The 22,477-nt window shown below is 60.9% G+C and carries 23 protein-coding genes; 19 read left to right on the top strand and 4 right to left on the bottom strand.

Features of this window, described 5'->3' with window-relative positions; genetic code table 11:
* Positions 1-178: 178 nt before the first annotated feature.
* From ftsY to rpoH, 4 genes are all read left to right on the top strand, one after another.
* Positions 179-1,684 carry a signal recognition particle-docking protein FtsY gene (gene ftsY, locus LCH65_RS22605; protein WP_122266021.1) on the top strand — a complete coding sequence of 502 codons (1,506 nt, stop codon included), beginning with the start codon at positions 179-181 and terminating at the stop codon, positions 1,682-1,684.
* A complete protein-coding gene (gene ftsE / locus LCH65_RS22600) occupies positions 1,681-2,352 on the top strand; it encodes a cell division ATP-binding protein FtsE (RefSeq protein ID WP_002555631.1) in 672 nt (223 codons plus the stop codon). The genes ftsY and ftsE overlap by 4 nt, the downstream gene beginning before the upstream one ends.
* Complete coding sequence (gene ftsX / locus LCH65_RS22595; protein WP_003372518.1) at positions 2,349-3,383, top strand: permease-like cell division protein FtsX; 1,035 nt, start codon at positions 2,349-2,351, stop codon at positions 3,381-3,383. Before ftsE ends, ftsX begins: the two co-directional genes overlap by 4 nt.
* 118 nt (positions 3,384-3,501) lie before the next feature.
* Positions 3,502-4,356, top strand: coding sequence for an RNA polymerase sigma factor RpoH (gene rpoH / locus LCH65_RS22590; RefSeq protein WP_002555629.1), 855 nt, complete (start codon positions 3,502-3,504; stop codon positions 4,354-4,356).
* Between the two features lie 135 nt (positions 4,357-4,491).
* Here rpoH and mtgA read toward each other — a convergent pair whose 3' ends face one another.
* On the bottom strand, positions 4,492-5,202 hold the full coding sequence (mtgA, locus tag LCH65_RS22585; protein ID WP_054081792.1) for a monofunctional biosynthetic peptidoglycan transglycosylase: 711 nt from the start codon (positions 5,200-5,202) through the stop codon (positions 4,492-4,494).
* An 80-nt stretch (positions 5,203-5,282) separates the two neighbouring features.
* On the opposite strand from mtgA, the gene LCH65_RS22580 reads away from it, so the two are divergent.
* The 4 genes from LCH65_RS22580 to trmB all read left to right on the top strand — a co-directional run bounded on the left by LCH65_RS22580 (position 5,283) and on the right by trmB (position 7,569).
* A complete protein-coding gene (locus LCH65_RS22580; protein ID WP_003372515.1) occupies positions 5,283-5,663 on the top strand; it encodes a DUF423 domain-containing protein in 381 nt (126 codons plus the stop codon).
* A gap of 114 nt (positions 5,664-5,777) precedes the next feature.
* Positions 5,778-5,978: a sulfur carrier protein ThiS gene (gene thiS / locus LCH65_RS22575; RefSeq protein WP_003372514.1), complete on the top strand. Its 201-nt coding sequence runs from the start codon at positions 5,778-5,780 to the stop codon at positions 5,976-5,978.
* A 51-nt stretch (positions 5,979-6,029) separates the two neighbouring features.
* Positions 6,030-6,824: a thiazole synthase gene (locus tag LCH65_RS22570; RefSeq protein WP_003304387.1), complete on the top strand. Its 795-nt coding sequence runs from the start codon at positions 6,030-6,032 to the stop codon at positions 6,822-6,824.
* 97 nt (positions 6,825-6,921) lie between these two features.
* Positions 6,922-7,569, top strand: coding sequence for a tRNA (guanosine(46)-N7)-methyltransferase TrmB (gene trmB, locus LCH65_RS22565; RefSeq protein ID WP_216818618.1), 648 nt, complete (start codon positions 6,922-6,924; stop codon positions 7,567-7,569).
* A 41-nt stretch (positions 7,570-7,610) separates the two neighbouring features.
* Here the strand turns inward: trmB and LCH65_RS22560 are convergent, their stop codons facing one another.
* Together LCH65_RS22560 and LCH65_RS22555 are read right to left on the bottom strand one after the other, a co-directional pair.
* Positions 7,611-8,669: a hypothetical protein gene (locus tag LCH65_RS22560; protein ID WP_003372512.1), complete on the bottom strand. Its 1,059-nt coding sequence runs from the start codon at positions 8,667-8,669 to the stop codon at positions 7,611-7,613.
* Between the two features lie 190 nt (positions 8,670-8,859).
* Positions 8,860-9,372 (bottom strand): dihydrofolate reductase, encoded by a 513-nt coding sequence (locus tag LCH65_RS22555; RefSeq protein ID WP_003432534.1) that lies wholly within the window; start codon positions 9,370-9,372, stop codon positions 8,860-8,862.
* 109 nt (positions 9,373-9,481) lie between these two features.
* On the opposite strand from LCH65_RS22555, the gene LCH65_RS22550 reads away from it, so the two are divergent.
* From LCH65_RS22550 to LCH65_RS22505, 10 genes are all read left to right on the top strand, one after another.
* Positions 9,482-10,861: a DUF2868 domain-containing protein gene (locus tag LCH65_RS22550; RefSeq protein WP_046720099.1), complete on the top strand. Its 1,380-nt coding sequence runs from the start codon at positions 9,482-9,484 to the stop codon at positions 10,859-10,861.
* On the top strand, positions 10,854-12,242 hold the full coding sequence (locus LCH65_RS22545; protein WP_060708377.1) for a DUF3482 domain-containing protein: 1,389 nt from the start codon (positions 10,854-10,856) through the stop codon (positions 12,240-12,242). The genes LCH65_RS22550 and LCH65_RS22545 overlap by 8 nt, the downstream gene beginning before the upstream one ends.
* 330 nt (positions 12,243-12,572) lie before the next feature.
* Entirely contained in the window at positions 12,573-13,166 is a 594-nt protein-coding gene (gene betI / locus LCH65_RS22540) for a transcriptional regulator BetI (RefSeq protein WP_002555619.1), read from the top strand.
* 103 nt (positions 13,167-13,269) lie between these two features.
* Positions 13,270-14,742: a betaine-aldehyde dehydrogenase gene (gene betB / locus LCH65_RS22535; protein WP_058396369.1), complete on the top strand. Its 1,473-nt coding sequence runs from the start codon at positions 13,270-13,272 to the stop codon at positions 14,740-14,742.
* Between the two features lie 140 nt (positions 14,743-14,882).
* Positions 14,883-16,589, top strand: coding sequence for a choline dehydrogenase (betA, locus tag LCH65_RS22530; RefSeq protein ID WP_226439814.1), 1,707 nt, complete (start codon positions 14,883-14,885; stop codon positions 16,587-16,589).
* Between the two features lie 286 nt (positions 16,590-16,875).
* Complete coding sequence (locus tag LCH65_RS22525; RefSeq protein ID WP_003372500.1) at positions 16,876-17,394, top strand: RNA polymerase sigma factor; 519 nt, start codon at positions 16,876-16,878, stop codon at positions 17,392-17,394.
* Positions 17,391-18,374 (top strand): FecR family protein, encoded by a 984-nt coding sequence (locus tag LCH65_RS22520; RefSeq protein ID WP_058416054.1) that lies wholly within the window; start codon positions 17,391-17,393, stop codon positions 18,372-18,374. The genes LCH65_RS22525 and LCH65_RS22520 overlap by 4 nt, the downstream gene beginning before the upstream one ends.
* Positions 18,375-18,495: 121 nt before the next feature.
* Positions 18,496-19,629, top strand: coding sequence for a PepSY-associated TM helix domain-containing protein (locus LCH65_RS22515; RefSeq protein WP_226439813.1), 1,134 nt, complete (start codon positions 18,496-18,498; stop codon positions 19,627-19,629).
* Complete coding sequence (locus LCH65_RS22510) at positions 19,626-19,808, top strand: hypothetical protein (RefSeq protein WP_002555613.1); 183 nt, start codon at positions 19,626-19,628, stop codon at positions 19,806-19,808. The genes LCH65_RS22515 and LCH65_RS22510 overlap by 4 nt, the downstream gene beginning before the upstream one ends.
* A gap of 69 nt (positions 19,809-19,877) precedes the next feature.
* Positions 19,878-20,507, top strand: coding sequence for a glutathione S-transferase family protein (locus LCH65_RS22505; protein WP_024661874.1), 630 nt, complete (start codon positions 19,878-19,880; stop codon positions 20,505-20,507).
* 366 nt (positions 20,508-20,873) lie between these two features.
* On the opposite strand, the gene LCH65_RS22500 is transcribed toward LCH65_RS22505, so the two are convergent.
* Positions 20,874-21,377, bottom strand: coding sequence for an ATP-dependent zinc protease (locus tag LCH65_RS22500; RefSeq protein WP_003432546.1), 504 nt, complete (start codon positions 21,375-21,377; stop codon positions 20,874-20,876).
* A gap of 193 nt (positions 21,378-21,570) precedes the next feature.
* Between LCH65_RS22500 and LCH65_RS22495 the strand changes: the two genes are divergently transcribed.
* Complete coding sequence (locus LCH65_RS22495; protein ID WP_003432549.1) at positions 21,571-22,464, top strand: acyltransferase; 894 nt, start codon at positions 21,571-21,573, stop codon at positions 22,462-22,464.
* Positions 22,465-22,477: the final 13 nt, after the last annotated feature.

The raw sequence follows: 22,477 nt of genomic DNA, 5'->3' as shown, positions 1-22,477 counted from the left end.
GCTTCAGAGACAGCCTTCACTGGCCGATTGCGAGTGAAACCTGTCTGAAACGCAGGTAAAGGTAGCTGCACACGCGGCCGATGAGTGAACAAGAAGTCCTAAACGCAGTCTGTTTTGCATGTCAGAATTTTTCCGGGTCGCCCTCTGGCGCCCCGCAACCTTGAGATAGCCGTCCTCCATGTTTGGTTCCAACGACGACAAGAAGACCCCAGCCGAGGCTGGAGAGAAGAAAGGCCTGTTCGGATGGCTGCGCAAGAAACCGCAGCAAACCGAGTCGAAGCCAGCAGAATCATCCCCGACGCAACCCGACCCGATCGCCGATCAGGTTGCAGCGACGCCGCAGGTTGAGCCTCATGTTGCCTCGCAATCGGTGTCTGAAGTCACCGTCGAGGCGGCTGAGCCTGCCTCGCAACGTCATGTCGAGCCCGGTGCTCCGTCGCCCCAGCCCTGGCTGACCTTGCCGGTGACTGAAGAGCCGGTGGCATTGAGTGACGAGCGAGAGCCGCATGTCACGCCGGCCATCCCTGAACAGAACCATGCCCCTGTTGCGCCCGAACCGCGGGAGCCTGAACCCGTCATAGCGGAGCCGGTGGCGGATATCGTGCCGCTCGCGATGCCTGAGCCGGTCCTGGTTCAACCTGTTGCAGAGCCTGAGCCAGTGGTCGCGCAGGCAGTGCCGCAATCTGTTCAGCCTGCTGCGCAAGCGGTTGCAGTGCCGGCGCCCGCACCGACACCTGAGCCAGAAACCGGCAAGGTCGGCTTCTTTGCGCGTCTCAAGCAGGGCCTGTCGAAGACCAGTGCCAGCATCGGCGAAGGCATGGCCAGCCTGTTTCTGGGCAAGAAGGCCATCGATGATGATCTGCTGGAAGAAATCGAAACCCGCCTGCTGACCGCCGATGTCGGCGTTGAGGCCACCTCGGTCATCATCAAGAGCCTGACTCAGAAGGTCGCGCGCAAGCAGTTGACCGACGCCCAAGCGTTGTACACCTCGTTGCAGGGCGAACTGGCTGCGATGCTCAAGCCTGTCGAGCAACCGCTGGTGATCAAGGCCGAGCACAAGCCGTTCGTGATTCTGGTGGTCGGCGTCAATGGCGCGGGCAAGACCACCACCATCGGCAAGCTGGCCAAGAAGCTGCAACTGGAAGGCAAGAAAGTCATGCTGGCGGCGGGCGACACGTTCCGCGCGGCAGCCGTCGAGCAATTGCAGGTCTGGGGTGAGCGTAATCACATACCGGTCATCGCTCAGCACACCGGTGCCGACTCGGCTTCTGTCATCTTCGATGCCGTGCAGGCTGCCAAGGCTCGTGGCATCGACGTGCTGATCGCCGACACCGCCGGACGTCTGCACACCAAGGACAATCTGATGGAGGAGTTGAAGAAGGTTCGCCGCGTGATCGGCAAGCTGGACGCAGATGCCCCTCACGAAGTCCTGCTGGTCCTCGATGCGGGCACCGGGCAGAACGCTATCAATCAGGCCAAGCAATTCAACCAGACCGTCACGCTGACCGGGCTGGCGCTGACCAAGCTGGACGGCACCGCCAAGGGCGGCGTGATTTTCGCTTTGGCCAAGCAGTTCGGCTTGCCGATTCGCTATATCGGCGTTGGTGAAGGTATCGATGATCTGCGTACCTTCGAGGCCGAACCCTTTGTTCAGGCACTGTTTGCGGAGCGGGAGCGTCCATGATTCGATTCGAGCAGGTCGGTAAGCGCTACCCGAATGGACATGTCGGGTTGCATGAACTGAGCTTTCGAGTACGTCGCGGCGAGTTTTTGTTCGTCACCGGTCATTCCGGTGCCGGCAAAAGCACGCTGCTGCGCCTGTTGCTGGCCATGGAGCGTCCGACCACCGGCAAACTGATGCTGGCCGGTCAGGATCTTGGGCAAATCAGCAACGCACAAATCCCGTTTCTGCGTCGTCAGATCGGCGTGGTATTCCAGAATCACCAGTTGCTGTTCGATCGCACGGTGTTCAACAACATTGCGTTGCCTTTGCAGATCCTCGGCCTGTCCAAGCCCGAGATCGCCAAGCGGGTCGATTCGGCGCTTGAGCGGGTAGCGTTGTCCGACAAGGCCGAGTTGTACCCGGGTGACCTCTCTACCGGTCAGCAACAGCGTGTCGGCATTGCCCGCGCCATTGTTCACCGTCCGGCCCTGCTGCTCGCCGATGAACCGACCGGTAACCTCGACCCACGGCTGGCGGCGGAGATCATGGGTGTGTTTGAAGATATCAACCGACTGGGGACCAGCGTGCTGATTGCCAGTCACGACCTGGCATTGATCGCCCGCATGCGTCATCGCATGCTGACCCTGCAGCGCGGTCGTCTGATCGGTGACGGGGAGGCCGGAGTATGAGTGCCACACGCAGCCCCAAGGTTTCAGAGCGCGTCGCGCCAAAAGCGGCCGATCCGCTACCGCCGAAACAGAAAAAGCAGCGCCACGACCACGATGACGATGGCCCTGATTTCAGTGCGCTGATGTCCGCCTGGCTGGAAAGCCATCGTTCCAGTCTACTGGACAGCCTGCGGCGCCTGGGCAAACAGCCGATTGGCAGCTTTTTTACGTGTCTGGTGATGGCGATTGCCTTGAGTCTGCCGATGGGCTTGTCGTTGCTGCTGAGCAATGTCGAGCGTCTGGGTGGTTCATGGCAGCGCGCGGCGCAGATTTCGATTTATCTGAATCTGGATGCCAGTACTGCCGATGGCACGCGCCTGCGCGATGAAATCAAGGCGATGCCCGGTGTTGCAGATGCCGAGTACATCAGCAGCGAACAGGCATTGGGGGAGTTCAAGCAGCAGTCCGGGTTGGGCGAGGCGCTCAAGGAATTGCCAGAGAACCCGCTTCCGGGCGTGGTGCTGGTGACGCCGGACGAAGTGGACAAACCTGCGCTGGAAGCCTTGCGTACGCGACTCGCCGGATTACCTAAAGTAGAACAGGCGCAACTGGACCTGGTCTGGGTAGAAAGGCTGGCCGCGATCCTCAAACTGGGTGACCGTTTCGTTTTCGGCTTGACGGTTCTGCTGGTCTCGGCTTTGCTGTTAGTAATTGGTAACACAATTCGTCTACACATTGAAAACCGCCGCATCGAAATCGAAGTGATCAAGCTGGTGGGCGGTACCGACAGCTACGTGCGCAGGCCTTTCCTTTATATGGGCGCGCTGTACGGCTTCGGGGCGGGCATCCTGTCCTGGGGCGTTCTGGCTTATGGCCTGAACTGGCTGAACGGCGCGGTTGTCGGACTGGCAGGTCTCTATGGAAGTGACTTTGCGCTGGCCGGTGTGCCGATGGGTGATGGTCTTTCCCTCTTGCTTGGAGCGGTTCTGTTAGGGTATATCGGTGCCTGGATTGCGGTGGCCCGACATCTTCGTGAACTGGCGCCCCGGTAGAGCCACATTATTGTTTCACCAGACTGGCCTCTGAATATCAAGGAACTTGGTTAGCGGTTCCGGGTCAATCTGACTAATGCTGAACTGCACATAACCTGTGCGCTGGAGGTTTTTTCGTATGACCACTTCTTTGCAACCTGCTTATGCTCTAGTCCCGGGTGCGAACCTCGAGGCCTACGTGCACACGGTCAACAGCATTCCTTTGCTGACGCCCGAGCAGGAGCGTGAACTGGCTGAGAGTCTCTACTATGAGCAGGATCTGGACGCGGCCCGTCAAATGGTTCTCGCCCACCTGCGATTCGTCGTGCACATCGCGCGCAGTTATTCGGGTTACGGTCTGGCTCAGGCCGACCTGATCCAGGAAGGTAACGTCGGTCTGATGAAGGCCGTGAAGCGTTTCAACCCGGAAATGGGCGTGCGTCTGGTGTCCTTCGCCGTGCACTGGATCAAGGCTGAAATTCACGAGTTCATCCTGCGTAACTGGCGCATCGTCAAGGTCGCCACGACCAAGGCGCAGCGCAAGCTGTTCTTCAACCTGCGCAGCCAGAAGAAGCGTCTGGCCTGGCTGAACAACGATGAAGTGCATCGCGTCGCTGAAAGCCTGGGCGTCGAGCCGCGTGAAGTGCGTGAGATGGAAAGCCGTCTGACGGGCCATGACATGGCCTTCGACCCGGCAGCCGAGGCGGATGACGACAGCGCGTTCCAGTCGCCAGCCAATTATCTGGAAGACCACCGCTACGACCCGGCGCGTCAACTGGAAGACTCCGACTGGACCGACAACTCCACCGCCAATCTGCATCAGGCGCTGGACGTGCTGGACGAACGCAGCCGCGACATCCTCTACCAGCGCTGGCTGGCAGAAGAAAAAGCCACGCTGCACGACCTGGCGCAGAAGTACAACGTTTCTGCAGAGCGTATTCGTCAGCTGGAAAAAAGCGCGATGAACAAGCTCAAGACGTCGATTGCCGCGTAAGGCTACCTGGCAACGAAAAACGCCCCGAGACAATCGGGGCGTTTTTGTTTGTGTATCAGCTATCGTGCGACGCCCTGCATCGGCATGCCGTTCTGGACGCTCTGCCGTCCTCTTCTCCGAACTAGCGCCAGCCCATCACCAGCGACGACTGCTGTTCAACCCCTGCAAATACTCATCCCCCCCCAATTGACGCATTTGCTGACGAATCCAGCCCGCGCGGCGGGAGACATAGCTGCTCGGGTGGCTGGCGCTCCACTGGCGCGGGTTGGGCAGGACGGCGGCGAGGTAGCTGGCCTGCTGGGCGGAAAGCGCGCTGGCGTTGGTGCGGAAGTGATGTTGCGCCGCAGCCTGGGCGCCGAATACACCTTCGTCCCACTCGACACTGTTGAGGTACACCTCGAGGATGCGCTCCTTGGACCAGAGCAGCTCGATCAGCATGGTGAACCAGGCTTCCAGCCCCTTGCGCAGGTAGCTGCGGCCGGACCACAGGAACAGATTTTTCGACACCTGCTGGCTGAGCGTGCTGGCACCGCGTATCGAGCCGCCGCGCTCGTTGTGCAGGATGGCCGCTTGAATGGCGTCGACGTCGAAACCCCAATGCTCGGCAAACTTCTGGTCTTCGCCGGCAATGACCGCAATTTTCAGGTCGTCGGAGATTTTGTCCCACGGTTCCCAGTCGCGTTGCAGGTCGATAGGCTCGCCATCGACCCAGGATTCGACTTTGCGCTCGACCATCAGCGCACTGCCCGGTGGCGGCATCCAGCGCAAAACCAGAACCACGAGAACACTGCCTGCGGCGAACCACAGCAGGGCTTTGACAATACGACGAAGAATAGACTGCAGCATAGAGATGGCTTGGCCGAACCCGTTGAGCGGGCCATTATACAGACCGTGCGCCTTTCGACGATTTTTCACTGGAGTTCCTGATGCTTCGTAGCTTTTTGATGCTGGCCGCTTTCTTCGGCTTCACCGGTGTCGCCCTGGGCGCATTTGCTGCCCACGGTCTCAAGGAACGCCTGAGTGCCGAGTATCTGGCGGTGTTCCACACCGGTGTGCTTTATCAGCTGATTCACGCGCTGGCCCTGCTCGGCGTGGCGATACTGGCAACGCACATCCCCGGGCGCCTGATCACCTGGGCCGGATTCTCCTTCGCGGTCGGTATCCTGCTGTTTTCCGGCAGCCTCTACGCGCTGACCCTGACCGGTTTCAGCAAGCTGGGCATCATCACGCCGTTCGGTGGGCTGGCATTTCTGTTCGGCTGGTCGATGCTCGGTCTGGCGGCCTGGAGGCTGGGCTCGCCTCCTTGAGCGCCTGCTCCCCGGAAAGCAGGCCGCGCTTGAGACGAATGGCGTGGCTTTGCCTTGGTCATACCGGCTGATCGGGCTAGAATGCTGGCCCCCTAAAATGATGGCTGCTCTCGCATGCACATTCAGTTGAACGGCGAACCCTTTGAATTGCCCGATGGCGAAACCGTCGCGGCATTGCTGACCCGTCTGGACCTTGCAGGGCGCCGGGTCGCGGTGGAACTGAACCTGGATATCGTGCCGCGCAGTCAACATGCGGCGACCGTCCTGAGTGAAGGCGATCAGGTCGAAGTGGTTCATGCCATTGGCGGTGGCTAGTTCGCAATCCGCACTGCGCCCAACCCAATCTGCACGTTATGAGGATTTCCGATGAGCAATGTTCGCAGCGACAAGCCCTTCGTCCTGGCCGGTCGGACTTTCGAGTCGCGCCTGCTGGTAGGCACCGGCAAGTACATCGATATGGAACAGACCCGTCTGGCCATCGAAGCCTCGGGCGCCGAGATCGTGACCGTTGCCGTGCGCCGTACCAACCTGGGCCAGAATCCCGGCGAGCCGAACCTGCTGGACGTGCTGCCGCCTGATCGCTACACCATATTGCCGAACACCGCTGGCTGCTTCGATGCGACCGAGGCCGTGCGCACCTGCCGCCTGTCCCGCGAACTGCTCGACGGCCGCAATCTGGTCAAGCTCGAAGTGCTGGCCGACCAGAAAACCCTGTTCCCGAATGTGATCGAAACCCTCAAGGCCGCCGAGATCCTGGTCAAGGACGGTTTCGACGTGATGGTCTACACCAGTGATGACCCGATTATCGCCCGTCAGCTGGCCGAAATCGGCTGTATCGCGATCATGCCGCTGGCCGGCCTGATCGGCAGCGGCCTTGGTATCTGCAACCCGTACAACCTGCAGATCATTCTTGAAGAAACCAAAGTGCCGGTGCTGGTCGATGCCGGTGTCGGTACTGCCTCCGATGCCACCATCGCGATGGAACTGGGCTGTGAAGCCGTATTGATGAACTCGGCCATCGCCCATGCCCAGCAGCCGGTGATGATGGCCGAAGCCATGAAGCACGCCGTAATTGCCGGTCGTCTGGCCTACCTGGCCGGGCGCATGCCACGAAAACTCTATGCCAGCGCGTCTTCGCCGCTGGATGGCCTGATCAAGTAAGAGCCCGTTGATGACTGATTCGCACGTTCCGCACCCAGAGTCGCCTGCTGTCGAAGAAGGCGAAGAGCGCCCGCACCGCCGCATCAAGAGTTTTGTGATGCGTGCCGGCCGCATGACCGAAGGTCAGCAGCGCGGCCTCGATCAAGGCCTCCCGCTGTATGGCCTGTCGCTGACCGACACGCCTGTTGATTTCGATCAGGTATTCGGTCGCTCTGCGCCGCGTACGCTGGAAATCGGCTTCGGCATGGGCCACTCGCTGCTGGAAATGGCCGCTGCGGCTCCCGAGCACGACTTCATCGGTGTCGAGGTGCACTCTCCAGGCGTAGGCGCATTGCTCAACGGCGTACTCACCCAGGGGCTGACCAATGTGCGCGTCTACGATTGCGACGCCATTGAAGTGCTGAACCGCTGCGTTGCGGACAACAGCCTGGATCGACTGATGCTGTTCTTCCCGGACCCGTGGCACAAGAGTCGTCACCACAAGCGCCGCATCGTGCAGCCTGAATTCGCCGCACTGGTGCGCAGCAAGCTGAAGGCAGGCGGCGTGTTCCACATGGCCACTGATTGGGGCCCGTACGCGGAATACATGCTGGAAGTGATGAGCGTGGCGCCCGGTTATCGCAACCAGGCCGAAGACAACCAGTACGTTCCGCGCCCTGCGGAACGGCCGATCACCAAGTTCGAGCGCCGTGGCGAGAAGCTCGGACACGGCGTCTGGGATCTGAAGTTCGAGAAAGTCGACTGACCGGGTTTGCGGGTTGCTGACAACCCGCAATGTCGTGTCGCTTACTGAATCTCGTCCGGCTTGACGATCACCCAGTTCTTGTCCGCCGTGACCGGCAGCTTCTCCTTGGCCTGAGCTTCGGCATTGTCCTTGATCATGCCGTTCAGCTGGGTCATGTACTTGTCCTTGCGGTTGATCCACAAGTGCACGCCGCCCTTGCTCACGTCGACGCTGTGAAACAGCATGTAGCCGTCGCTGGTCGGGGTATCGCCGCCGACCAGGACCGGTTTTTTCCACTGGTCGATGTAGGTCAGAATGGCCGCCTGCTTGCCCGCCATCCAGGTTGCCGGTGTCCACAGGTATGGCGTCAGCTCCAGACCCATGTTGCTTTTCGGATCGTATTTGCCCGCTGTGATCTGCTTGCGTGCGGTGGTCAGCTCGCCTGTTTTGCGGTCCTTGAGCAGCGTGCTCACGCCGATCACATTCTGCGGTTTGACGTTGTAGCCGTACTTCGGGTCGGCAGCGACCATACGCACCAGCTCTTCGGACGCGGCGGTCATCACATACACCTCGATGCCGTTTTCCATCAGCTTGTTGTACAGCTCGGTCTGCCCGGTGAATACCCGCGGCGGTTCGACATTGAGCTGCTTGACGGTATCGCCTTCGTAGTAGGTCGCAGGGATCGGCTTTTTCAGGGCCATCAGCTCATCGACATAGCCTTTGAGCTCCTGAAGCGTAAAGCCGGAAAACACCTGCGCGACCCACGGGTAGCAGACCATGTCGTCTATTTCGCAAAGACGATAGTAGTAGCTGAACAGGCTTTCCTTGTGCTCGGCGGTGTCTTTGAAGGGGATCAGCTTGAGCGAGGGGTCGAGTTTTTCGCGGGTGATCAGGCCTTTGTTTTCCATGTACGGCAGCAGCGACTCTTCGAGGTCGAAGCGGTAGCTGGTGTTGTCCATGTCGAAGACTGCGTAATTGCCCTTGTTGGCATTCGCCGCAATCATCGCGTCGAGCGCCTTGGCGGCAGGCTCGGGCCAATGCTTCAATTCGGTGGCCGCGGTAGCCTGGCTGGCAAGCCCGAAGCAGACGGCAGCAGCCAACAGTTTTGGCACGAGTTTCATAGGCGATTTCCCCTTGTCGAAAAAACGAAGGGGCAGACCGTAACAAATTATTGTGAAGGCAAAAGTACGTCAGCGACCCGAAAAAGGCTAAATGACGCCGTTTGCCCCTTTATTTGCGACAGTGAAACCAAAAACGACACTTTTATTGCAGTTTTTCGTCAGTGGCCGCCATTGTGCCGAAAATTGCTGATCAGACGCGTTCCCACACTTCGAAGTTGTAGGCAGGCTTGTCATCGACGGCGGCGTTTTCGATGTTGGATACCAGCGCCCACTGCGCCGTATCGAATTCAGGAAACCACGCGTCGCCATCAGGGCTCAGTGCCACGCGGGTCAGGTACAGGCGATCCGCCTCGGGAAGGCCTTGGGCATAAAGCTGCGCGCCGCCGATCAGCATCACCTCGTCGACACCCTGTTCCTGCGCCCACTGCTCGGCGCGCACGACGGCGGCGTCCAGCGAAGCGAAGACTTCCGCGCCTTCAAGCTGCAGATCAGTCTGGCGGCTGACCACCAGGTTGAGGCGGCCAGGCAGCGGGCGACCCAACGAATCCCAGGTCTTGCGGCCCATGATGATCGGCTTGCCGAGCGTCGTTGCCTTGAAGTATTTGAAATCCCCCGGCAAATGCCAGGGCATGGAATTGTCGACGCCAATCACTCGGTTTTCACCAAGGGCGGCAATCAGGCTGAGGGGGAGATGAGTTTTCATGCCGCGAGGATATCAGAGGTCGCAGGGCAGGCGAATGAACTGACATGCGCCGTGCTCAGTCCCATGACTGCGGTTATGCTCACCGCTGAATTCAATCAAGAGACACTGTGTGACTGCACTGACCCCCCTCGATACCCTCTGGCTGACCGAAGCCGTGCGCCTGCGTGAACAGCAGGCGGGCGTGCTGGATGATCAGGAAGCCAATCGCCGTGCCCGCGCTGCCGGCGGCGACCTGACTGCGCGCATTACCCACCGCGCCCTCGGCCTGGCGCAGCGCGACGGCATGCTTGGCGCACTGCACCACTGGAAGCAGGGCGCACGGCTGGCGTTGATTGCGCTGGCGGTGCTCTCGGTGATCAGTGGCGCTGGCCTGGCGTTCGCTGCAATGGGCGACGGGCAGGCAGCGGTCAATGTGTTCTGGGCGCTGGGCAGCCTGCTGGGGCTGAACCTTGTGCTGTTGCTGACCTGGGCGCTGGGCCTGATCTTCGCCGGGCGCAGTAACACCGGGCTGGGCCGAGTGTGGCTGTGGCTGAGCGAAAAACTCGCCCGTGACGCCCAGGCCGCGCAGCTTGCCCCCGCGCTGGTTTTGCTGCTGCAACGCCAGCGCCTGAACCGCTGGGCGCTGGGGCTGGTGGTTCACAGCTTGTGGCTGCTGGCGTTACTCACTGCGCTGGTGTTGCTGTTGATGCTGATGGCGACCCGACGCTACGGGTTTGTCTGGGAAACCACCATTCTGAGCAGCGACACGTTCGTCAGCCTTACCCAGACGCTCAGTACGATCCCGGCGTGGCTGGGATTCAGTGTGCCGGACGAAACCATGATTCGTGCCAGCGGCAATGGCGCGTTGAGTATCGAGAATGCGCGTCAGGCCTGGGCGGCATGGCTGGTCGGTGTGCTGCTGGTGTACGGCATCGTGCCGCGTCTTTTGTTGGCCGGGTTCTGCCTGTGGCGCTGGAAGCAGGGCAGGGCAGCGCTGCGCCTTGATCTGGATTTGCCCGAATACCTTGAATTGCGTGAGCGCCTGATGCCCAGCAGCGAGCGCTTGGGTGTCAACGATGCCGAGCCTGCCGCACTGCATCAGGTGCAGTCCGGCGCAGGGGCGAGCGAAAGCGACGGCGCGTTGCTGGTGGCCATCGAGCTGGATGATCAGCAGGTCTGGCCGCCAGCGCTGCCGTCGGGTGTTGCTGATGCAGGTGTTCTCGACAGCCGTGAGTCGCGCCACAAGCTGCTGGAGCAACTGACCCAGTATCCGCCTGCGCGCATAGTGATCGCCTGTGACCCGCGCCGCTCGCCGGACCGTGGCAGTCTGGCGTTGATCGCCGAACTGGCACGCTGCGCCGGTGCAGCGCGCATCTGGCTGCTGCCCGCGCCTGCCGGGCAGAGGCTTGACCCCGAGCGCCTTGGCGACTGGCACGTCGCGCTGGATCAGCTGCAGTTGCCACACGCCGACAGTGCGCCCTTGAACTGGCTGGAGACAGGCCATGACTGAAGCAGACAGCACTCGTGCGATCAAGCTGGCGGTGGTCGGTCATACCAACGTCGGCAAGACCTCGCTGCTGCGTACCCTGACCGGTGATGTCAGCTTTGGCGAAGTGTCCCATCGCCCCAGCACGACTCGTCATGTCGAAGGCGCGCGCCTTTCTGTGGACGGCGAGGCCTTGGTCGAGTTGTACGACACGCCTGGCCTGGAAGACGCTATCGCACTGCTCGATTATCTGGAGCGCCTGGACCGTCCCGGCGAGCGTCTGGACGGACCGGCGCGACTGGCGCGCTTTCTGGAGGGCAGCGAGGCGCGCCAGCGTTTTGAACAGGAGGCCAAAGTCATGCGCCAGTTGCTCGGCTCGGACGCTGGGCTGTATGTGATCGATGCACGCGAACCGGTACTCGCCAAGTACCGTGATGAGCTGGCGGTGCTGGCCAGTTGTGGCAAGCCGCTGCTGCCGGTGCTGAATTTCGTCAGTGCACAGCAACACCGCGAGCCGGAGTGGCGCGAAGCGCTTTCACGCCTGGGGCTGCATGCACTGGTGCGCTTCGACAGCGTCGCACCGCCGGAAGACGGCGGTCGACGTCTGTATGAAAGCCTGGCGCTTCTACTGGAAAGCGCGCGGCCGCGGCTCGAGCGTTTGATTGAGGATCAGGAAAAACAGCGCACGGCCAAACGTCACAGCGCTGCTCGCCTGATCGCCGAACTGCTGATTGATTGTGCTGCATGCCGGCGTAGCGTCGAGACCACTGCCGAGCAGGAGCAGCAGGCTGTGGAAGCGTTGCGCAAGGCGGTTCGCCAGCGCGAACAGCAATGTGTCGAGGCGCTGCTCAAGCTGTATGCGTTTCGCAAGGATGATGTGTCCAGAAGCGATTTGCCGTTGATGGACGGTCGTTGGGGTGATGATCTGTTCAACCCGGAAACCCTGAAGTTGATGGGCGTGCGCGTTGGCGGCGGGGTGGCGGCTGGCGCTGCGGCCGGTGCAGGGGTCGACCTGATGGTCGGCGGCGTAACGCTTGGCGCGGCGGCTTTGGTCGGCGCGATTGCTGGTGGTGCGTTATCCACGGCGCGCAGCTACGGAGGCCGGTTGCTCGGCAAGTTCAAGGGGCGCAGAGAACTGACCGTCGATGATGCGGTACTGCGCCTGCTCGCCCTGCGTCAGCGCCACTTGCTGTTGGCGCTGGGTGTCAGGGGCCACGCGGCTCTGCACAGCATCGAACTGACCACACCGCAGGACAAGACCTGGCGCAAAGGCAAAATCCCCGAGCCCCTGAACCGCGCCCGCGCCCACCCGCAATGGTCCACACTCAACCCGCACGCCAAACCGAATCAGGCGGAGCGGCAGGAAGCGATTGATCAACTGGCGGATGTGGTTTTGCAGGATTGACTGTTCCAGCGCTGAAGACCGGACGCGGAGCGTCCAGAACGGCATGCGACGCGGAGCGTCGCACGATAGTTGAGGATGAAGCTGAGCACGATAGTTGAGATATCGTTCCTCACGCTCCAGCGTGGGAATGCAGTGGGTGACGCTCCGCGTCACGAATCTGCGCCTTGACGCATCCTTCAGAACCCCCGCATTCAGGCGCTTTCAGCTTGCCGTTTACCGGCGAAAACCCGCCTATTATTTTTATTGATTGATCGTTCAATAAAAAATCTTTAGACTGGCCTCACCGTTTTGGTACAACGATCACTGCAGACACCCGGGAGAATCGCGCCAATGCCCAAGGTCGGAATGCAACCCATCCGCCGCCAACAGTTGATCCAGGCCACGCTGACTGCGGTCGATCAGGTCGGTATGGGCGATGCCAGCATTGCGCTGATTGCGCGACTGGCAGGCGTGTCCAACGGCATCATCAGTCACTATTTTCAGGACAAGAACGGCCTGATCGCCGCCACGATGCGGCATCTGATGAACGCCTTGATCCAGAACGTCCGCGAACGCCGTCAGGCGCTGACCGAGGACAGCCCCAGGGCTCACCTGCAAGTGATCATCGAAGGCAACTTCGACGCCAGTCAGGTCAGCGGCCCGGCCATGAAAACCTGGCTGGCCTTCTGGGCGACCAGCATGCATCACCCTTCGCTGCACCGATTGCAGCGTATCAACGACCACCGTTTGTATTCGAACCTGTGCTGTCAGTTCCGCCGCACCTTGCCACTGGAACAGGCACGCAGCGCCGCCCGCGGGCTGGCAGCCCTGATAGACGGGTTGTGGCTGAGAGGCGCGCTGTCAGGCGATGCATTCGACACCGAGCAAGCGCAACGGATCGCTTACGAGTACATGGATTTCCAATTGGCGAAATCGGCGAGCTGAGGCTTTCGAAGCCCCTTACCGAACGACTGTAAAAGCCTGTTGCCGAACGAACCCGGCACACTGAAATCAGTCATCGCCCCCCCACTGAATTTGCGAGGACTTTATGGCCCGTTTTGAACTGCAGAAACTTTACATCGATGGCGGTTATGTCGATGCCAGCAACCCTGAAACCTTCGACGCCATCAATCCGGCGAACGGCGAAGTCCTGGCGCAGATCCAGCGCGCCGGCAAGGACGATGTCGAGCGCGCCGTCGTCGCCGCCGAAAAGGGCCAGAAAATCTGGGCCGCCATGACCGCCGTCGAGCGTTCGCGCATCCTGCGCCGTGCCGTCGACATCCTGCGTGAGCGCAACGATGAACTGGCCGCTCTGGAAACGCTGGACACCGGCAAGGCCATCTCCGAAACCCGCTACGTGGACATCGTGACCGGTGCCGACGTGCTGGAATACTACGCCGGTCTTGTACCCGCCATCGAAGGTGAGCAGATTCCGCTGCGCGACTCTTCATTCGTGTACACCCGCCGCGAGCCGCTGGGTGTGGTGGCCGGTATCGGCGCCTGGAACTACCCGATCCAGATCGCACTGTGGAAATCCGCCCCGGCGCTGGCCGCGGGTAACGCGATGATCTTCAAGCCGAGTGAAGTCACTTCGCTGACCACCCTGAAGCTGGCAGAAATCTACACCGAAGCGGGCGTACCGAACGGCGTATTCAACGTGCTGACCGGCAGCGGCCGTGAAGTCGGTACCTGGATCACCGAGCACCCGCGCATCGAGAAAGTCTCCTTCACCGGCGGCACCGACACTGGCAAGAAAGTCATGGCCAGCGCCTCTAGCTCGTCGCTCAAGGAAGTAACCATGGAGCTGGGCGGCAAATCACCGCTGATCGTGTTCGACGACGCCGATCTGGACCGTGCGGCCGATATCGCGATGATGGCCAACTTTTACAGTTCCGGTCAGGTCTGCACCAACGGCACCCGCGTGTTCGTGCCGAACGCTCTGAAAGCCGAGTTCGAAGCGAAAATCCTCGAGCGTGTGAAGCGCATCCGCGCCGGCAACCCGGAAGACGAAACTATCAATTTCGGCCCGCTGGTCAGCTTCGAGCACATGGAAAGCGTGCTGGGTTATATCGCCAAGGGCAAAGAGCAGGGCGCACGTCTGTTGTGCGGCGGCGATCGCCTGACCGGCGGGGTGTTCGACAAGGGCGCGTTCGTTGCGCCGACCGTGTTCACCGACTGCACCGACGAGATGACCATCGTGCGTGAAGAAATCTTCGGCCCGGTGATGAGCATCCTCGGTTACGACACCGAAGACGAAGTGGTGCGCCGCGCCAACGACACCGACTTCGGTCTGGCTGCAGGCATCGTGACCCGCGACCTGAACCGCGCCCACCGCGTGATTCATCTGCTGGAAGCCGGTATCTGCTGGATCAACGCCTGGGGCGAGTCGGCGGCACAAATGCCGGTCGGCGGCTACAAGCAGTCGGGCGTCGGTCGTGAGAACGGCATCAGCTCGCTGGCCCAATACACGCGCATCAAGTCGGTACAAATCGAACTGGGCGATTACGCCTCGGTTTTCTAAACACGGTTTCAGTGGCACGCGGCAGGCCTCAAGCAGACGCACTCAAAAGCTGCCTGCCGCACCCCATTTTCACGAGTATCGCCTCGCTGCTTCTGCTTGCGGCCAAGGCTTGAAACTCGCAGCTCTATGAGGGAGCCTCTATGACGACTCAATCCGAATACGACTACATCATCATTGGTGCCGGCTCGGCCGGTAACACCCTGGCAGCCCGTCTCACCGAAGACGCAGGCGTCACCGTTCTGCTGCTCGAAGCCGGTGGCCCGGATTACCGGCTGGATTTCCGCACCCAGATGCCTGCCGCCCTGGCATTTCCGCTGCAGGGCCGTCGCTACAACTGGGCCTACGAGACCGAGCCAGAGCCGCACATGAACAACCGCCGCATGGAATGCGGCCGCGGTAAAGGCCTGGGCGGCTCATCGCTGATCAACGGCATGTGCTACATCCGCGGCAACGCGATGGACTACGACGGCTGGGCCAAGGAGCCGGGTCTCGAAGACTGGAGCTACCTCGACTGCCTGCCGTACTTCCGCAAGGCCGAAACCCGCGACATTGGCCCGAACGACTACCACGGTGGTGAAGGTCCGGTCAGCGTGACCACGCCCAAGGCGGGCAACAATCCGCTGTTCCACGCGATGGTCGAGGCGGGCGTGCAAGCCGGTTTCCCGCGCACTGACGACCTCAACGGTTATCAGCAGGAAGGTTTCGGTCCGATGGACCGCACCGTGACGCCTAACGGTCGTCGCGCCAGTACCGCCCGTGGTTATCTGGACGAGGCCAAGAAGCGCTCGACCCTGACCATCTTCACTCACGCGCTGACCGATCGCATTCTGTTCGAAGGCAAGCGTGCCGTCGGCGTGGCGTACCTGGTAGGCGACAGCGATACCCGCATCCAGGCCCGTGCCCGCAAGGAAGTGCTGCTGTGTGGCGGCGCGATCGCTTCGCCACAGATTCTCCAGCGTTCCGGCGTCGGCCCGGCCGAAGTGCTGAACAAGCTGGATATTCCGGTGGTTCATGACCTGCCGGGCGTTGGCCAGAACCTTCAGGATCACCTGGAGATGTACCTGCAGTACGCCTGCACCCAGCCGGTGTCGCTGTACCCTTCGCTGAAGTGGTGGAACCAGCCTGCCATCGGTGCCGAGTGGATGTTCCTCGGTACAGGTATCGGTGCGAGCAACCAGTTTGAAGCCGGTGGTTTCATTCGCTCCAGTGAAGCGTTCGAATGGCCTAACATTCAGTACCACTTCCTGCCGGTCGCGATTAACTACAACGGCACCAAGGGCGTTCAGGAACACGGTTTCCAGGCTCACGTCGGCTCCATGCGTTCGCCGAGCCGTGGCCGCGTGCAGGTCAAATCCAAAGACCCGCGCGAGTACCCGAGCATCCTGTTCAACTACATGGCCAGCGAGCAGGACTGGCAGGAGTTTCGCGATGGCATCCGCCTGACGCGCGAGATCATGCAGCAGCCGGCACTGGACCCGTACCGTGGCCGCGAAATCAGCCCCGGCATCGACGTGCAGTCTGACGAGGCACTGGACCAGTTCGTGCGTGAGCATGCCGAGACGGCTTATCACCCGTCCTGCTCGTGCAAGATGGGCACCGACGAAATGGCGGTTGTCGATGGTCAGGGTCGCGTGCATGGCCTGCAAGGCCTGCGTGTGGTCGATGCCTCGATCATGCCGATCATCACCACCGGTAACCTGAATGCACCGACGATCATGATCGCCGAGAAAATCGCCGACAAGATCCGTGGTCGCCAGCCGCTGCCACGCAGTACGGCCGACTACTTCGTCGCAGGCGACAAGCCGTCACGCGGCAAGCCGCTGCGCGAGATCAGCCACCAGGCCTGATCTAACGCCCAGGCGTCCTCCCGGGACGCCTGTCGTTGTGCACGCTCCAGCGTGAATGTATTTCACACTGGAGCATCGGCGCGATAGTTACAGGATTCTTGTTCCTCACGCTTCAGCGTGAGACTGCATTTCCCGACGCTCCGCTTCGCAATGGCGCTGAGCATGGGCACGAGCGCCCACTCGATTCAGACCCGCCTCCCGACAGACGCGAATTGCCACTATCCCTCCGCTCTGCCACAATCGCGAATGATTCTCTTTAGTTAGAACTTTCTCATCGAGGCCATTCGTGTCGTCAGTCCCAAGCACTCATAGCGAGATCGTTGGTGCGCTGTATCGCGATCATCGCGGTTGGCTGCTGGCCTGGCTCAGACGCAATGTCGCCTGCCCGCAACGTGCTCAGGATTTGAGTCAGGACACGTTTGTGCGCTTGCTGGGGCGCCATGAATTGCTCACGCCCAGAGAACCGCGTGCTTTCCTGGCAACCGTCGCCAAAGGCTTGATGTTCGATCACTTCCGACGCGCTGCGCTGGAGCAGGCCTATCTTGGGGAGTTGATGCAGGTGCCCGAGGCCGAGCAGCCCTCTCCGGAAGAGCAGATGCTGATTCTGGAAGACCTCAAGGCGATCGACAGCATGCTCGGCACATTGTCCAGCAAGGCGCGGGCAGCCTTTCTGTACAGTCGCCTCGACGGCATGAGTCACGCTGAGATTGCCGAGAGGCTGGGCGTTTCGGTCTCGCGCGTCAGGCAATACCTGGCTCAGGCCATGCGTCAGTGCTACGTGGCACTTTACGGTGAGCCGACGTGAACGCCAGACCGGTCTCTGCCCGCGTGCTCGATGCGGCCATCCAGTGGCAACTGAACATGGACAGCAACGACGGCAATGACGCCGAACTGGCGCGCTGGCTGGCAGCCGATGAAGAGCATGCCCGGGCCTGGAGCCAGTTGGGCATGGTCAATCAGCGCTTTGCTTTGCCCGCAGGTCCGGCACGCAAGGTGTTGCAACAGTCGCCGGGTGCCCTGCGACACAGTTTGCGCAAGCTCGGTGGCGGTCTGGCCGGGGTGTTCATGGCCTTGGGTCTGGCATTGTTCGTCGGCGACCGCTATCTGCCGATAGATTACTGGCTTGCCGACCAGCGCACCGCCACCGGTGAACAGCGTGACGTGCGTTTGGCGGACAACACTCTGATTCGCCTTAACACCCACAGCGCAATCGATGTGCGCTTCGATGCGCAGCAACGTCGGGTCATTCTGCAGGACGGTGAAATACTGGTGCAGACCGGCGATCATGACGACCCGCGGCCCTTCATCGTCGAGACGGCGGATGGAAAGATGCGCGCTCTGGGAACGCGTTTTCTGGTCCGGCGCGAGTCCGATGGAACACGGCTCAGCGTGTTGCAATCGGCGGTTGTCGCCCACCCGCGCAATGCTTCCGGTGAACAGGTTCTGCGCGAGGGCCAACAGGTGCTGCTGACCCGCAACGGACTTGGCCCGTTGCTTGGCATGCCTTCCGGTGTCGACGCCTGGACGCGCGGCATGCTGGTGGTGGACAACGCGCGGCTGGCGGACATGCTCGCTGAACTGGGGCGTTACCGGGCAGGACATCTGGGCGTCGACCCGAAGGTGGCTGATCTGCGGGTTACCGGTACTTTCCCGTTGAAAGACACTGACCTGGCGCTCAAGGCGCTGCTGCCGACCTTGCCTGTGCAGATAGAACAACACACGGCGTGGTGGGTGTCCGTGCTGCCCAGGGATCAACAGCCCGGTAATCCTCCGGCAAAACTCTGAAACATACCCGTTCATGCAGACAGCGGATCGCCCTGACACTTTTTCGGTTTCGAGCGGCTTAGTCTTACAAGTCATTTCGGGGACGCGCGTAGCGTTGCGTCTCTTCGTCTGTGGATAAACCATGAAAAGCCAAACCGTGCGCCGCTGGTCCATCTTGCATACCTGGAGCAGCCTGATTTGCACCCTGTTCCTGTTGATGCTGGCTGTCACCGGCCTGCCGCTGATCTTTCATCATGAAATCGATCATCTGCTCGGCGACGCTCCGCATTACCGGGAGATGCCTGCCGACACACCACGCCTGGATCTGGAGCAACTGGCCAGGGCTGCCGAAGCGCATCGCCCCGGCGAGGTGATGCAGTATTTCGGCTGGGACGACGAAGACCCCAATGGCGTAATGGCAATCACCGCTGCAACCGCCGGCACCGAGCCCAACTCCTCGCACACCTTCGCCCTCGATGCGCGCACCGGTGAGGCGCTGGAGATGCCTTCTGCCAACGGCGGCTTCATGATGGTCATGCTGCGCCTGCATGTAGACATGTACGCCAACCTGCCCGGCAAATTGCTGCTGGCGTTCATGGGCTTGCTGTTTGTGGTGGCGATCGTTTCCGGGACCGTGTTGTATGCGCCGTTCATGCGCAAGCTGGAGTTCGGCCAGGTGCGGGTCAATAAATCCAGGCGTATGCGTTGGCTGGACCTGCACAACCTGATCGGCGTAGTGACATTGACCTGGGCGCTGGTGGTCGGCGTGACGGGGGTCATCAGCGCCTGCGCCGATCTGCTGATTGCCTCCTGGCGCAATGATGCGCTGGCGACCATGATCGCCCCTTACAAGGACGCGCCGCCATTGACCCAGCGCGCCCCGGCGACTCGATTGCTGGAAATTGCCGAATCCGCTGCGCCCGGCATGCAGGCCGATTTCATCGCTTTCCCCGGCACGCGCTTCTCCAGCGAGCATCATTACGCGGTGTTCCTCAAAGGCAATACACACCTGACTGCGCACCTCGCCACACCGGTGCTGATCGACGCGCAGACCCTGCAAGTCACCGCCGTGGTCGAACGTCCCTGGTATATGGACGCACTGGGCATGTCGCAACCTCTGCATTTCGGTGATTACGGCGGCATGCCGATGAAGATTCTCTGGGCAGTGCTGGACGTGCTGACCATCATCGTACTCGGCAGTGGCGTCTATCTGTGGTGGGTGAGGCGTCGTGCCGCGCGCTCGGTGAGCATGGTTCGGGCTCAGGTGGCGCAATGAGTTCCAGGCCATCGCGATTCTGGAGGACCTTTGCGATACCCGCCGTGATAGCGCTGCTTATCGGCGTCGGCTTGTTCGCCGCGCTGCTGGGTGATGGCTGGTGGGATACGCTGGCGTGGCTGGGCATGGGGACGGCTGCCCTGTTGAGCATCAAGGGCTTGCTGGTGCGGCGCGGCTGATTGAAACGCTGATTGCAGACGCTTCACAGGCTGACTAGTCTAGGATCCTGTCTCATTCGAGGAATACCCATGTCAGCGCCTACGATGACGTTGTACTTCAACGCGGCTTCACCCTTCGCCCGCAAGGTGATGGTGATGCTGCATGAAACCGCTCAGCTCGATCGCGTCGAGTTGCAGACCACAGTGCTGACGCCGGTCAGCCCGTCTGCCGAGCTCAATGAAGACAACCCGGCCGGTAAACTTCCCGCGCTAAGGCTGGCTGACGGCAACGTCATTCACGACAGCCGGGTGATTCTTGATTATCTCGACCACCAGCACGTGGGCCTGCCACTGATCCCCCGGGAAGGCTCGGCACGCTGGAGGCGCCTGACCCTGGCTTCGCTGGCCGATGCGGTGTTGGATGCAGCGGTAATGATCCGCTACGAAACTGCCTTGCGTCCGCAGGAAAAACACTGGAATCAGTGGCTGGACAACCAGCAGCAGAAGATTGAGCGCTCGCTGCATTACTTCGAAAGCGACGCGGTCACCGAGCTCAGCACGTCCTTCGATGTCGCATCGATCAGCGTCGCCGCTGCACTTGGATATCTGGATTTCCGCCAGCCGGATCTGAACTGGCGCAGCACTTATCCGCGACTGGCCGCCTGGTATCTGGACGTCAGTCAACGCCCGTCGATGATCGCGACCCAGCCGCCGGTCTGAGTCAATCTGCGTCGCACCGCACATCTCGGATAGGACGCAGAGCGTCCAGAACGGCATACCCACGCGGAGCATGGGCACGATGGTGTTCTTGCGGGCGGCTATCGTTCCTCACGCTCCAGCGTGGGAATGCCGTGTGTGACGCTCTGCGTCACAGATCTGCGCCGCGCCGCACATTCCGGATAGGACGCGGAGCGTCCAGAAATGCATACCCACGCGGAGCATGGGCACGATAGTTACAAGGTGATCGTTCCTCACGCTCCAGCGTGGGAATGCCGTGGGTGACGCTCTGCGTCACAGATCTACGCTGCGCCGCACATCCCGGATCGGGCGCGGAGCGTCACACGATACTGAGGACTGTGGATAACCTCAGCAATCAGGCTCGTCAGCGGTATAACGGCGGGCCGGGTTGACCGCGGCGTCGAACTCACGCAATGCCTTGGCACCGATCAACAGCGGGAAGTTGAAGTGGCTGCGGTCCACCAGGTTGACCTCGACCGTACGCTTCTTGTCGCCCAGACACAGTTCCAGGTCAACGACAGGGCGCTTGGCGGGGTTGATGCTTTCGTCATCGTCGTCGTCACCTTCGGCGCGTCCCTTGATCTTGCTGATCCGCGAGACCTTGTGCTCATACACCTTGTCGTCCGCACCCTTGGTTGCCAGGCGGAAACGTACCCAGTCATCACCATCGCGTTTGAACAACTCGATGTCCTTTGCCGACAGCGAGGCGGTCAGTGCGCCGGTGTCCATCTTGGCCTTGAAGGTCTGGCCTATTTCCGCAACCTTAATGTTCTCGTAGCGACCATACAACGTCGGTTCAGCGGCCATGACCGGCAGGGCCAGCAAAGACAATAGCGCCAGGATCGGTTTCACGTGAGAGGTTCCTCGCAATAGTCAGCGCCTGATTGGCGCCCGTTTTTAGACAGCGAACCTGCAGTAGGTTCGTCAGGATGAATATGACGTCAGCATAAAGGCCGAGACGTGAAACATTTGTAAGCACCTGTGTAATTGGCGTAAAACGCGTGGGTCTTTATTATTGCCGCCCCTGAACCTTCAAGAGTCCGTCATGCGCCGTCTGTTCACCGGCTGTTTTGTTGCCCTGCTGTTACTGATCAATACGCTGGTGCTTATCGGTCCGCTATTGATTTTTGCGCTGCTCAAACTGCTGTTCAGAGGCCGTATGCGCGATCGCTGTTCGGCTGCGGTGATGTGGATCGCCGAAACTTGGGCCGAGATCGACAAGGTCATCTTCGCCACCTGCATACCGACGCAGTGGGACATCCGTGGCGATGAAGGGCTGCGCGGTGACACGTCCTACCTGGTTATCAGCAATCACCAGTCGTGGGTGGATATCCCCGCGCTGGTCCAGGCACTCAACCGGCGCACGCCGTTCTTCAAGTTCTTCCTGAAAAAAGAGTTGATCTGGGTACCGTTGCTGGGCCTCGCGTGGTGGGGGCTGGACTACCCCTTCATGAAGCGCTACAGCAAGGCGTTCCTGGCGAAACATCCGCAGCTCAAGGGCAAGGACCTGGAAATCACCAAGGCCGCGTGTGAACTGTTCAAGCGCCAGCCGGTGACCATCGTCAACTACCTGGAAGGCACGCGCTTCACCACGGCCAAACATGCGGCCCAGGGCTCGCCTTATACCCATCTGCTCAAGCCCAAGGCCGGCGGCGTTGCCTTCGTGCTGGCGGCAATGGGCGAGCAACTCGATGCCATCCTGGACGTGACGGTCGTGTATCCCGATTCAGGCATTCCCGGTTTCTGGGACATGCTCTGCGGCCGGGTTTCCAACGTGATCGTCGACATCCGAACCCGCGAGCTGGACCCGGCGCTGTGGCAGGGCGATTACGAAAACGATCCTGCATTTCGCGAGAAAGTGCAGGGTTGGGTCAATCAGCTCTGGGACGAAAAGGATGCGCGTATTGCGGCGTTGCGGCTGGAGTTGCCTGGGCACTGACAGTTCTGACAGG

The sequence above is a fragment of the Pseudomonas sp. MWU16-30316 genome (genome assembly GCF_020515645.1).
Taxonomy (GTDB): domain Bacteria; phylum Pseudomonadota; class Gammaproteobacteria; order Pseudomonadales; family Pseudomonadaceae; genus Aquipseudomonas; species Aquipseudomonas cerasi.
The sequence above is the reverse complement of the archived record's forward strand: the minus strand, read 5'-3'. Positions and strand labels throughout refer to the sequence as shown.

Excerpts from the sequence above, each read along its gene's own strand:
- ftsY (WP_122266021.1), top strand. The coding sequence starts at position 179 with ATGTTTGGTTCCAACGACGACAAGAAGACCCCAGCCGAGGCTGGAGAG.
- ftsE (WP_002555631.1), top strand. The coding sequence starts at position 1,681 with ATGATTCGATTCGAGCAGGTCGGTAAGCGCTACCCGAATGGACATGTC.
- ftsX (WP_003372518.1), top strand. The coding sequence starts at position 2,349 with ATGAGTGCCACACGCAGCCCCAAGGTTTCAGAGCGCGTCGCGCCAAAA.
- rpoH (WP_002555629.1), top strand. The coding sequence starts at position 3,502 with ATGACCACTTCTTTGCAACCTGCTTATGCTCTAGTCCCGGGTGCGAAC.
- mtgA (WP_054081792.1), bottom strand. The coding sequence starts at position 5,202 with ATGCTGCAGTCTATTCTTCGTCGTATTGTCAAAGCCCTGCTGTGGTTC.
- LCH65_RS22580 (WP_003372515.1), top strand. The coding sequence starts at position 5,283 with ATGCTTCGTAGCTTTTTGATGCTGGCCGCTTTCTTCGGCTTCACCGGT.
- thiS (WP_003372514.1), top strand. The coding sequence starts at position 5,778 with ATGCACATTCAGTTGAACGGCGAACCCTTTGAATTGCCCGATGGCGAA.
- LCH65_RS22570 (WP_003304387.1), top strand. The coding sequence starts at position 6,030 with ATGAGCAATGTTCGCAGCGACAAGCCCTTCGTCCTGGCCGGTCGGACT.
- trmB (WP_216818618.1), top strand. The coding sequence starts at position 6,922 with ATGCGTGCCGGCCGCATGACCGAAGGTCAGCAGCGCGGCCTCGATCAA.
- LCH65_RS22560 (WP_003372512.1), bottom strand. The coding sequence starts at position 8,669 with ATGAAACTCGTGCCAAAACTGTTGGCTGCTGCCGTCTGCTTCGGGCTT.
- LCH65_RS22555 (WP_003432534.1), bottom strand. The coding sequence starts at position 9,372 with ATGAAAACTCATCTCCCCCTCAGCCTGATTGCCGCCCTTGGTGAAAAC.
- LCH65_RS22545 (WP_060708377.1), top strand. The coding sequence starts at position 10,854 with ATGACTGAAGCAGACAGCACTCGTGCGATCAAGCTGGCGGTGGTCGGT.
- betI (WP_002555619.1), top strand. The coding sequence starts at position 12,573 with ATGCCCAAGGTCGGAATGCAACCCATCCGCCGCCAACAGTTGATCCAG.
- betB (WP_058396369.1), top strand. The coding sequence starts at position 13,270 with ATGGCCCGTTTTGAACTGCAGAAACTTTACATCGATGGCGGTTATGTC.
- betA (WP_226439814.1), top strand. The coding sequence starts at position 14,883 with ATGACGACTCAATCCGAATACGACTACATCATCATTGGTGCCGGCTCG.
- LCH65_RS22515 (WP_226439813.1), top strand. The coding sequence starts at position 18,496 with ATGAAAAGCCAAACCGTGCGCCGCTGGTCCATCTTGCATACCTGGAGC.
- LCH65_RS22510 (WP_002555613.1), top strand. The coding sequence starts at position 19,626 with ATGAGTTCCAGGCCATCGCGATTCTGGAGGACCTTTGCGATACCCGCC.
- LCH65_RS22505 (WP_024661874.1), top strand. The coding sequence starts at position 19,878 with ATGTCAGCGCCTACGATGACGTTGTACTTCAACGCGGCTTCACCCTTC.
- LCH65_RS22495 (WP_003432549.1), top strand. The coding sequence starts at position 21,571 with ATGCGCCGTCTGTTCACCGGCTGTTTTGTTGCCCTGCTGTTACTGATC.